This is a genomic window from Shewanella sp. SG41-4, assembly GCF_014164505.1.
GTDB lineage: Bacteria > Pseudomonadota > Gammaproteobacteria > Enterobacterales > Shewanellaceae > Shewanella.
The window spans coordinates 1-11512 of sequence record NZ_JACJFI010000128.1; the positions used below are offsets into that span (position 1 = coordinate 1).

8 protein-coding genes are annotated in these 11512 nt (G+C 42.4%); 4 read left to right on the top strand and 4 right to left on the bottom strand.

The window, feature by feature from the left end; genetic code table 11:
• The 4 genes from H5202_RS12620 to argE form a co-directional block, all read right to left on the bottom strand.
• Nucleotides 1-2981, bottom strand: a 2981-nt coding sequence (locus tag H5202_RS12620; protein ID WP_259397308.1) for a DUF2339 domain-containing protein, incomplete at its 3' end; no start/stop codon positions are given.
• A gap of 184 nt (nt 2982-3165) precedes the next feature.
• Nucleotides 3166-3705 carry a DUF1439 domain-containing protein gene (locus H5202_RS12625; protein ID WP_011635678.1) on the bottom strand — a complete coding sequence of 180 codons (540 nt, stop codon included), beginning with the start codon at nt 3703-3705 and terminating at the stop codon, nt 3166-3168.
• Nucleotides 3702-6350, bottom strand: coding sequence for a phosphoenolpyruvate carboxylase (gene ppc, locus H5202_RS12630; protein ID WP_182772383.1), 2649 nt, complete (start codon nt 6348-6350; stop codon nt 3702-3704). Before ppc ends, H5202_RS12625 begins: the two co-directional genes overlap by 4 nt.
• A 153-nt stretch (nt 6351-6503) precedes the next feature.
• Nucleotides 6504-7655 carry an acetylornithine deacetylase gene (argE, locus tag H5202_RS12635; RefSeq protein ID WP_182772384.1) on the bottom strand — a complete coding sequence of 384 codons (1152 nt, stop codon included), beginning with the start codon at nt 7653-7655 and terminating at the stop codon, nt 6504-6506.
• Between the two features lie 263 nt (nt 7656-7918).
• On the opposite strand from argE, the gene argC reads away from it, so the two are divergent.
• The 4 genes from argC to H5202_RS12655 form a co-directional block, all read left to right on the top strand.
• Nucleotides 7919-8899, top strand: a complete 981-nt coding sequence (gene argC / locus H5202_RS12640; protein ID WP_182772385.1) for an N-acetyl-gamma-glutamyl-phosphate reductase — start codon at nt 7919-7921, stop codon at nt 8897-8899.
• A gap of 30 nt (nt 8900-8929) precedes the next feature.
• Nucleotides 8930-9709 (top strand): acetylglutamate kinase, encoded by a 780-nt coding sequence (gene argB, locus H5202_RS12645; RefSeq protein ID WP_182772386.1) that lies wholly within the window; start codon nt 8930-8932, stop codon nt 9707-9709.
• Nucleotides 9710-9723: 14 nt separating this feature from the next.
• Nucleotides 9724-10629 carry an ornithine carbamoyltransferase gene (locus tag H5202_RS12650; RefSeq protein ID WP_182772387.1) on the top strand — a complete coding sequence of 302 codons (906 nt, stop codon included), beginning with the start codon at nt 9724-9726 and terminating at the stop codon, nt 10627-10629.
• Between the two features lie 109 nt (nt 10630-10738).
• The coding region (locus H5202_RS12655) for an argininosuccinate synthase (protein ID WP_182772388.1) at nt 10739-11512 on the top strand (774 nt) is incomplete at its 3' end.

Sequence of the window (11512 nt, forward strand, 5' to 3'; positions counted from 1 at the left end):
AAAATAAAGGCGACGATTTTTTGAATTAATTCAAATGACGCCATATCTACAAAAATCACTTTGATACACACTAAAGTAAATAGTAATGCCGCTAACCTGACGAGGCTTGCTTGTTGAGGTCTCAAACTGATAAGCATCACCGCACTTGCATGTACTACTAATAACACTGCACTCATTGGCGCAGCCGTGCTGGTATCTAATTGGTAACTCCAGAGTAAATAGCTCATTACTAATAAAGCATGCCATGCCCATTTTAGTGCGTTGTGAGAGACTATTTTTCTGTGTGCTCTAATGCCTAACTTAGCTGTTAGTAAATATCGAGCTAATAAAACAAGCACTCCAAACTCTGCTAAATTAATCAGTAAGCTATGAATGTTTAACGTCAGCTGTGTTTCACTGTGAAGCACAATAGGTAAAATGGCACAGATAAAGATTGCCGTGTAAGCCAAGCTATAACTAGGTGCTAAGGCCTGCTTTAAATGTCGACCTATACGAGTGCTTCTTTCGGTAATCACACTGAAATATCCGCAAATAATTAAAGCAGTAATTGCCCATGATGGGTGGATTAGGTTCGTAACTGTTTGACTCAATACAGCTATTACTAAGGCAATATAATATGGACCAATATGCCATTGAAGCGTAGTCATTTGCTGCCACTTCTCAGGTAACTGAGTATAACGCCAGCTAATGAGCCCAATAAATGATAAACCAATCACCAATGCGATTAGTCCTTGCCACAGTTCTGCGAGACACATTGCTGCTGTAACCATGGTTGCTAATACCGTGAGTATTTGCGACTCATAGCGAAGACTCTTGTGATTAACAAGGTATGCTAATCCTAAGCTCATGAGGCTGCTTACCCATAATGCGATAGCAATATAGTCTGGATAACTACGAACGATTTTAGGTAATAGCAGCAATGGTAAGGCTAAATAACATGCCAACTGAACATAGTAAGCAAAGCGGATTAACTTAGCGTCGGCGTAATATTTTTTGTACCAATAATACGCGAGTAACAGTCCGGTAAAGAGCTCGATACGGGCTAACTTAGCGTTCATAGCTTGGTCTGCAAAACTCAAGCTATTGGCGTCTACCATGCCAATAATCACTAATCCTAGTAGAGGCAGTTGCACTATCCAGGCTAATACTTCGCTAAAGCGTAGGGTGTGTTTAGCACTCATGTACAGTAGTAATAAGCTGATTAATGGCAATGTATTAAGCCAATATTGCTCAGTGATAAAGAAGCTAATGAGTAATAAGGTAACCGTATAAAGCACTCCAAGTAACTCTCGGATAAACCGTACAGCTAGGTGCTCAAATGTCATTAAATCAGCTTGATGGCGGCTAAGAAGCTTTTGTGCTGCAAAAGTCATTGCACAGGTAAGTGCCATCGATAAGCTCAATAATGCTTGATACCCTAATAAGCCATTATTGTCATAGTGTGGCAGGGTTAGTACATCAAATACGTTAGCAAAACTGCTGATTATGCCTAGTATCAGCAAGATATAAGCTTCTGCCCTAATAGGGTTAAATTGTTGTTTACAGCCAATCCACAGTAACAATAATCCCTCTAATAACAACACTAATCCCATCAGTTCGACGCTGAGTAAAAACAGTGCGGCAAAACCAGCAAAGCTTCCGGCAAAAGCCAAGGCAAGTGCACTAATATCTTTATCGCGTTTAATTACCCAATATAACAACCCACACAGCAATGCATTAAGTGCAAATAGCTCACCAGCAAAAATACTCCATTCCGTTAGGGTGTAGAGAGTAAAAACCATTAGTGCGATTGGAACCGCTAGCAGTCTTGGTGTTAACGCAGACTTGATGACAAATAATAAGCTGGCAATACCGTAGAGGTAGAAGAGCCCATTGATCATCAATAATGCTAAGCCGGTTTGCCAATCAATGATAGACAGCGGCAATTGAATAAATAAGCTGAGTATTTGTATGCAAGCGATATGGAGTAATGCAGTTATTTCGATGAGTATCGGCCAAACTAATTTGTGGCTTTGTACCATCGAGCAGATACCGATAAGCATTAAATACGGCAGGTACAATAATGGTGTTTGACCACCATCAAGTAACATCAATGGCGCAAGTGAACCACCAAGTAAGGCGACAATGGCCACCACTTTGGTGTCGAGTTTAAATGATAAACCATAACCAAAAACGGTGTTGAGTAACAGTAAACCAAAGCAGGCTGTATCGGGAATAAGCTGAAAATACGGCCCTAAGAAATACAAACACAAGTAGTTAAGAATAAGCCCAAGACCAACAAGCCCTGAACCAAAATCTTGCATGCCCGGTCGTTTTTGTCGAATGAATACACCACCGACAATAATGCTATTTGCTACGCCTAAACCTAATAACGCTTTACCCAGCTCTGAAAACCAGTTGTTAATAGAAAACTGCAATAAGTAACCAAACCCAAGTGTCAGGGTAATGATGCCGGCAACGGTCATCAAAAATACAGCACCTAAACCCTTAGTTTGGTAATGTTGATAAAAGCTTTTTGCTTGTTCGGTTAACCCAGACAATGGTGCCAGCGCAGATGTGCTGAATTCGCCAATAGCTTCAGCTAATTGAGAGACCATGGCACTTAGCGCACTTTGTCTGGCTGGTGACTTTGTGACTATCGAGGTTTGTTGCGCTGTTATGGATGGCGCTGACGCTGAATGATTTGTGTCTAACGGTTGGCGTTCCCAAGCGGAAGAAGAGTATTGAGGTTTATCGGCAACGATATTGCCGCTCGAATCGTTTGCTCGACTCTCATACACAGGAACATGTAAGTTTTCGTCAGCCAAGCTAATGTGTTGTTCATTGTTGTTTTGCACTTGTACTTGCAGGGCCAAAGCATCAAGTTGCTGGCTGAATTTAGCTAACTGCTGATTTACATCGGCCTGTTGTGCACCTTGCTGTGAGACTAACTCAGCCAGCTGTGCTTTTAATGTGGCTACGTCATCCATTAACGGCATCATTTATCCCATGATTATTATGCACTCCAATATTGCCAAGTTATTGTACGTGGTTCTGATTGATTAGGAAATGCTCAGTTTTCTGATACTTGAGATATTTAAGCGTTGATAGATGTATGGATTTCGATATGTTTGAAACAACAAAAAAGCACCTCGGAAGGTGCTTTCTGTTACTACGAAAATAACTTTAAAACTTAACCACTAGTTTGCCCTGTTGTACGGCAATTTCTTTGGTCATTTTAGCCATTAATGCTTGATTACTGTCGCGAGTGTCTAAAGTGTACACTGGCTGGTTTTCAAGATAATTACGTAAAAATCCCATTAGTTGTGGTGTTGCCTGGCTGATGTAGCGTTCAATATCAGCGGGTTCAGACTCAACTTTCACTAAGGTTAACTGTCGAAGATAGACACTCTTGGTATTACTGTCATACCAAGGCACTGCCTCAAAAGTCGTTTTCAGTTTTGCATGGATCGGTAAAAGTGGGTTGTTAACTGTGATCATTGTTGCTGCTGTCACTGCCATGGTATTTGGCTTAGCGCCCAACACGACCTGCATATCATTTAGCTTAAGTGATACACCAATTAACTTGTTGCCCTGTTTTACCTCAAAATGCATGTCTTTATTAAGGTACTGTTCAATTTCAGACTCGGTGATGCTGTATTGACTGGCACAGCCAGTCAGTAACAATAACAATCCCAGTCCAAGGGTTTTAACCAAGGTTATCATCCAGTGTTTCTCATTCCTGCTGCAACGCCGGCAATGGTCAGCATAAGTGCTAGCTGAACATCTGCAGACGGTTCAACTTCTCTACGTGTACGGGCTAATAGCTCGGTTTGTAAGAAGTTAAGTGGATCTATGTAAGGGTTGCGCAGTTTAACAGACTCACGGCTCCAAGGCGTATGTGACATTAACTCTGTCGCTTGGGTTAATGATAATACTGCTTCAATACCCAATTGCAGACGTTGACGTAACTTCTCACCTAAATGATGTAACTCTGGCTTCACTAAACATAGCTCGTAGTACTTGGCTAAGTTTGGTTCTGCTTTGGTGTAGACCATTTCGAGCATTGAAATACGGGTTTCAAAGAAAGGCCATTGCTCTTCCATTTCACGCAATAATGCCAACTCGCCGCGATCTGCCGCATCTTGTAGTGCTTCACCCGCACCAAGCCAAGCAGGTAACATTAAGCGGTTTTGTGACCAAGCAAAAATCCACGGAATAGCACGTAAGCTTTCAATACCACCATCAACTTTACGTTTAGCTGGGCGACTACCAAGTGGTAATTTACCGAGCTCAACTTCAGGAGTAGCGGATCTAAAATACTCAACAAAGTCAGGTTCTTCACGTACGATGCCGCGATAATGCAGTACTGACTCTTCAGCAATACGCTGCATGCAATCACGCCATGATTTTTTAGGCTCCGGTGGTGGTAACAATGTCGCTTCTAATACCGCTGAGGTATATAGCGCTAAACTTTGTACCGCTAATTTTGGTAAGCCAAACTTAAAGCGGATCATTTCGCCTTGTTCTGTCACACGGATGCGACCATCTACCGAACCTGGTGGTTGCGATAAAATAGCTTTATGAGCTGGTCCGCCCCCACGACCGATAGAACCGCCACGACCATGGAACAACATTAATTTAACGTCAGCTTTTTTACACACAGCAACTAACTGTTCTTGTGCACGATACTGCGCCCAGGCAGCTGCCATTACACCGGCATCTTTCGCTGAGTCAGAATAACCAATCATCACTTCTTGCATGCCTTTGGTGTAACCACGATACCAATCAATATTCAGTAGCGAAGTCATACAGTCAGCGGCACCCTCTAAGTCAGCGAGGGTTTCGAATAATGGTACTACACGCATCGGGTTGGTACAGCCAGCTTCTTTTAACAGTAATAATACAGTTAATACGTCAGATGGCTTGCTTGCCATTGATATCACGTATGACCCCAGTGCATTAACTGGTTGCTTGGCGACTAAGTTGCAGGTTCTGACAACTTCAGCTACATCATCCGTCGGTTTCCAATTTGTTGGGATCAGCGGACGTTTGCTGGTTAACTCGCGCAGTAAAAACGCTTGTTTTTCATTTTCGTCCCAATGATTGTAATCACCTAAACCCAAATAACGTGTTAGTTCAGCAATCACGTCACTATGACGGGTAGCATCTTGACGAATATCTAGGCGTAACATGTGAATACCAAAGCACGCTAAACGACGTAATATGTCGAGTAACAGGCCATTAGCTATCAGCTTCATACCGCAATCGGTCAAACTTTTATAAAGTAGTTCAAGCGGTTCAAGCAAATCTGATTTATGCCAAATTAGCTCGCTGGTATCTACGTCAGGTTTTTTACCTTCAAGGCGAGCATTTAGGTAATCGATGGTGTCACGTAATTGGCAACGCAATTTACGCAACACATCGCGGTACGGTTCTTTACTGTTATCCGCTAACGCTGACAATTCAGCGTTAGCTTGTTCCATCGACAATTCGCCAAGCAAGCTCACAATATCTTTTAAGTACAATCTTGCTGCTGCATGACGATTGCGATCGAGTACTTCTTGGGTGACGAGAGACGTTACAAACGGATTTCCGTCGCGGTCTCCGCCCATCCAGCTTGAAAATCTCACCGGAGATACATCAATAGGTAATTGCTGACCAGTCTTCTGTTCAACTTGATCATTCAGTTGGCGTAGAAAATCAGGAATAGCTTGCCACAATGATGTTTCGATAGTGCTTAAACCCCAACGCGCTTCATCTACAGGAGTTGGGCGTTCGTTACGAATTTCGTTGGTGTGCCAAATTTGGGCAATAAGCTGGCGAAGACGCAGAGTACTTTGCTGACGTTCGCGATCAGTCAGTTGGCTGTTTTCTTGTTCTGTTAAGCAATCAACCACAGCCGCATATTTTTGAATTAGCGTGCGGCGTGAAATCTCGGTTGGATGCGCGGTCAATACTAAGTCGATGTCTAAGTTTTTTAAGCACTTAATAACATCTTTTTTATCTAAATCAGTATCAAGCATGCGTCCAAGTAACTGCTCTACAGGATCGGGCACACACACGAGTTCGTCGCAATTGCGGCTAATGGTGTGAAACTGTTCTGCTATATTCGCTAAGTTTAAAAATTGATTGAAGGCTTTAGCGAATGGAACCAGTTGCTCATCAGGTAAGGACGTTAATAAAGCTAACATTTGCTCACGAGACGCTTCGTCACCTTGACGAGATTTTTTTGCTAAAATTCGAATTTGTTCTACTTTTTCTAAAAATGCATCACCTAAATGGTTTTGCATTGTTTCGCCTAATATCTGGCCTAAATGCCCCACATTTGATCGAAGTGACGCATACATATCTGCCGTTTGCTCTGTCATACTTACTCCCGAAAAAAAGAACGATTCTGCCAATAACTCTTACATCACAATACCCAGCGTATCAAAATCGGTCAATACGCAGGCACTGTATTTTGTAATTTTATTTCGTAAAAAAGTTACATTTTACTTAAAAATGTCACTGATTATTAATGTTTACTTAATGCAGGCATGAAAAATCATTTTTTTGATCAATTCTACCGTTGGCGTTAAGTATTCTAGGCCAATAAATTCATCTGGCTGGTGGGCTTGGTTAATGCTACCTGGGCCTAGTACTAAGGTTTGGCAACCTAGTTTGTTGATATAAGGTGCTTCAGTCGAATAGTTGACCACTTCAGCCTCGTTGCCAGACAATTCTGCAACTAGTTTGGTCCATGGATTATCTGCTTTTCCTGCAAACGATTCTGCGCCTGGGTACAAAGTACTGACACTTATACTGCCAGGGTACTCTTTACTGATGTCAGATAAATAGTTCAACACCATTAATTCAAGATCAGCTAATTCCATTCCTGGTAAAGGACGAATATCTAAGTGTAAATCACAACAACCACAAATACGGTTAGCGGCATCACCGCCATGAATATGGCCAAAGTTCATGGTTGGATAGGGTACAGTAAACGCATCTTCGCGATAGTTTTCACTTAAGTGCTGCTTAAGCTTCATTAGTTGGCTAATGACTTTATGCATCACCTCAATAGCATTAAGGCCACGCGCTGGATCAGATGAATGGCCACTGCGGCCAATCACGCGGATCCCTTGGGCTAAATGTCCTTTATGCATATAGACAGGTTTTAAGCTGGTGGGTTCACCAATAACCGCATAATCAGGCGCGACAACTTTTGAGTCGGCAAATGCTTTGGCGCCGCTCATGGTGGTTTCTTCATCCGCGCTGGCAAAAATCGTCAATGGACGTTTAAATTGATCTAGCGGCATGTCTTTTAATGCTTCCAGTATCAGTGCAAAAAAGCCTTTCATGTCGCAAGTACCTAAGCCGTACCAACGGTTATCTTTTTCAACCATTTCGAATGGGCTTTGGCTCCAACGGCCTTCATCAAAGGGCACTGTATCGGTATGGCCTGCAAGTAAAAGCCCACCGCTACCGCTGCCAATTCTGGCAATCAGATTCTGCTTATTACGCGAGTCTTCAACAGTGGGGGTTTCGCATTCAAATCCCAGCTCACTGAACCAATTTTGCAACAAGTTGATAACTGCATGGTTACTCATATCGTTTTCTGCTTCGAGTGCACTGACTGATGGCGCTGCAATCAGCTGTGTAAAACAACTTTTTAGATCTGGTAGTGTGCTCATGGGTTATCCTAAAAAATAATATGCAAAATACTTATTCACATATATTGCATAATTAATATTGTGTGATAGTCTAGCAAACAGCATTAACCGACACCATAAATAGAACGATAGAAATGAAAATAAACATGTGCTTTCTCACTGCTAAAACCACTATATCAATAATCAACGCGAACTTCCTGCGACGATAGTTCAAAATTAGACGGCTCCCGTCTAAATAGGCTATGCTGACACTTTCTCTCATTATTTTAAAAGAAAACAAACTTATGAAAAGCATCGCAATTATTGGCGCCAGTGGTTATACAGGCGCACAAATCACTTCGTTAATTAACGCAGACAGCAACTTCAGTGTTCAAGGGTTGTATGTGTCGGAAAACAGTTTAGATAAAGGCCGTAAACTAGCGGATCTTTACCCTACATATAGTCACATGGCTTACACGCTTTCGCCGTTATCTGATGACGCTAAAAAGAAAATTGTTGCCGAAGCCGATGCTGTAGTTTTAGCGACTGAGCATTCAGTAAGCCTAGAGCTTGCTGCATGGTTTTACCAGCAAGGTTTAGCGGTATTCGACTTAAGCGGTGCATACCGTTTTGCTGATGTAGCGCAGTATCCTAAATGGTACGGTTTTGAACATACTCACCCTGATGTATTGGCTCAGGCGGTGTACGGTTTAGCAGAGTGGAACAGCGAACAAATTAAACAAACAAGAATGATTGCCGTACCAGGTTGTTATCCTACGGCATCACTTACTGCACTAAAACCGCTTAAACCATTCTTAACTGAAATGTACCCAGTAATTAATGCCGTTAGTGGTGTAACAGGTGCAGGCCGTAAAGCACAGTTACATACCAGTTTCTGCGAAGTCAGCCTTACGCCATACGGTGTATTGGGCCACAGACATCAGCCAGAAATTGCCACACATTTAGGTCAAGAAGTCATTTTTACGCCGCATTTAGGCAACTTTAAGCGTGGTATTTTGGCAACGATTACCGTGCAACTCAAACCTGGCACCACAGAAGCTGATGTTGCTAAAGCATATAGCGTATATGACAACGCGCCAATCGTGACAGTAAAGCACAATCAATTCCCTAAAGTAGATGATGTAGTTAATACACCAAATTGTCATTTAGGTTGGAAATATGATGCCAACAGCGGTTATTTAGTGGTCGCCAGTGCGATAGACAATTTAATGAAAGGTGCTGCTAGCCAAGGGCTACAGTGCATGAAAATCCATTTCGGTGTGTAATCAGATCGCATTAGTGAAGGAATAAAAATAATGGCTACAAAATCAGTATTAGTCCTAAAAGTTGGTGGTGCGTTGCTTCAATGCGAAATGGGTATGGCGCGTTTAATGGCTGCAGCAGCCGAAATGCTTGCTGCGGGTCAACAAATCATATTAGTACATGGCGGTGGTTGTTTGGTTGACGAACAATTAACGGCTAATGGCAAAGAAACGGTTAAATTAGACGGTTTACGTGTTACGCCAGAAGATCAAATTCCTATTATTGTTGGTGCACTAGCAGGTACCTCAAACAAAATTTTACAAGCAGCTGCAGCTAAAGCTGGCATTGTGAGTGTGGGTATGAGCTTAGGCGACGGCAACGTTGTCACTGCAAAAATTAAAGATGAACGGTTAGGGCTGGTGGGCGAAGTTGAGCCAAAAGACGCCACTTACTTAAACTTTATTTTAAGCCAGGGTTGGATGCCAATTTGCAGTTCGATTGCCATTTCGAGCCAAGGTGAAATGTTAAACGTCAATGCTGACCAAGCCGCGACAGCTTTAGCAAAATTAGTTAACGGTACGCTGGTGTTATTGTCAGACGTGTCGGGTGTGTTAGACGGAAAAGGTCAGTTAATACAGAGTCTAAACAAAAGCGAAATTGAACATCTTGTTGCCCAAGGGGTGATAGAGAAAGGAATGAAAGTCAAAGTAGAAGCCGCATTAGAAGTTGCACAATGGATGGGTAAACCCGTGCAAGTAGCTTCGTGGCGCGACGTCGAACAGTTAAAAACCTTAGTCAAAGGCGGGTCCATCGGGACTCAAATACAACCTTAATGGAGTAGTAGTATATGCAGCACCTATTGTCGATAAAAGAGTTAACTCAATCTCAGCTTTTAGCCATTATTGAATTGGCTAAAAAAATTAAGAATAATCCAGCTGAGTACCGTCGTGCCTTAGATGGTAAAAGCGTTGTGATGCTGTTCGAAAAGCCATCACTGCGTACCCGAGTCAGCTTTGATATTGGCATTAATAAATTAGGTGGTCACTGCTTATACTTAGATCAACAAAATGGCGCATTGGGACAACGTGAAACGGTAGCCGATTTTGCGTCAAACATTTCATGTTGGGCCGATGCCATTGTTGCCAGAACGTATTCACACTCTACCATCGAGCAGTTAGCTCAACATGGCAGCGTACCGGTGATTAACGCGTTGTCTGACTTGTATCATCCATGCCAAGCGTTAGCTGACTTTTTAACATTAGCTGAGCAGTTTGATGATGTCAGCCAAGCAAAACTGGCTTATGTTGGCGATGGTAATAATGTCACTCATTCATTGATTTATGGTGCAGCCATTTTAGGTATGACCATGACAGTGATTTGCCCTGAAGGGGCATTCCCTGATGCGCTAATCGTGACTGAAGCACAAGCATTAGCACAAAAAAATGGCGGTAAGTTAACCTTAAGTGCAGACATTAATGCCATTGAAGGCCATGATGCTATTTATACTGACACATGGATTTCTATGGGTGATGAAACACCGCTTGCTGACATTAAAGCCCGTTTTGCACCGTACCAAGTTAATCGCGAGTTAATGACTCAAGCGGGTGCGAAATTCTTTATGCATTGCTTACCAGCACATCGTGGTGTGGAAGTGACCGATGAAGTGATGGATGGCGAAGGTTCATTGATTTTACATCAAGCAGAAAACCGCATGCATGCGCAAAATGCAGTATTAGTGACCTTATTAAGTTAGTCACCTTATTAAGTTAGTCACCTTATTAAAGTTATTCAGAAGATTAAGTAAATAGTGCCTCCGGCGTTATTCAAATTGAAAATATACGTAATCGATTTAGGAAATAAACATGTCTAATGCAGTGAAAAAAACCGGCGTTAAAAAAGTGGTATTAGCATATTCAGGTGGTTTAGACACCTCTGCTATTATCCCGTGGTTAAAAGAAACTTATGACGATTGTGAAATCATCGCATTCTGTGCCGATGTTGGCCAAGGCGAAGAAGAATTAGTTGGTTTAACGGAAAAAGCCTTAGCTTCAGGCGCTTCTGAGTGCCATATCGTTGACCTAAAAGAAGAGTTTGTTAAAGACTACATCTATCCAACTATCGCAACGGGTGCGATTTATGAAGGCACTTATTTGTTAGGTACGTCAATGGCGCGTCCTATTATTGCCAAAGCGCAAGTTGAAGTTGCCCGTAAAGTCGGCGCCGATGCGGTATGTCATGGTTGTACGGGTAAAGGTAACGACCAAGTTCGTTTTGAAGGTTGTTTTGCTGCTTTAGCACCAGATCTAAAAGTGATCGCGCCTTGGCGTGAATGGGAAATGCGTAGCCGTGAAGATTTATTAGCTTACCTTGCTGAGCGTGATATCAAAACTAGCGCATCAGCAACCAAAATTTACAGCCGTGATGCAAACGCATGGCACATTTCGCACGAAGGTGGCGAGTTAGAAGATCCATGGAACGAGCCATCAAAAGGCGTGTGGACATTAACTGTAGCGCCAGAAGATGCACCAAATGAGCCTGAATATGTCTCGTTAGCGGTTAAGCATGGTCGTGTTACCCATGTCAATGAAGAAGCATTATCACCATATGCTGCATTAATGAAGTTAAACGACATTGCT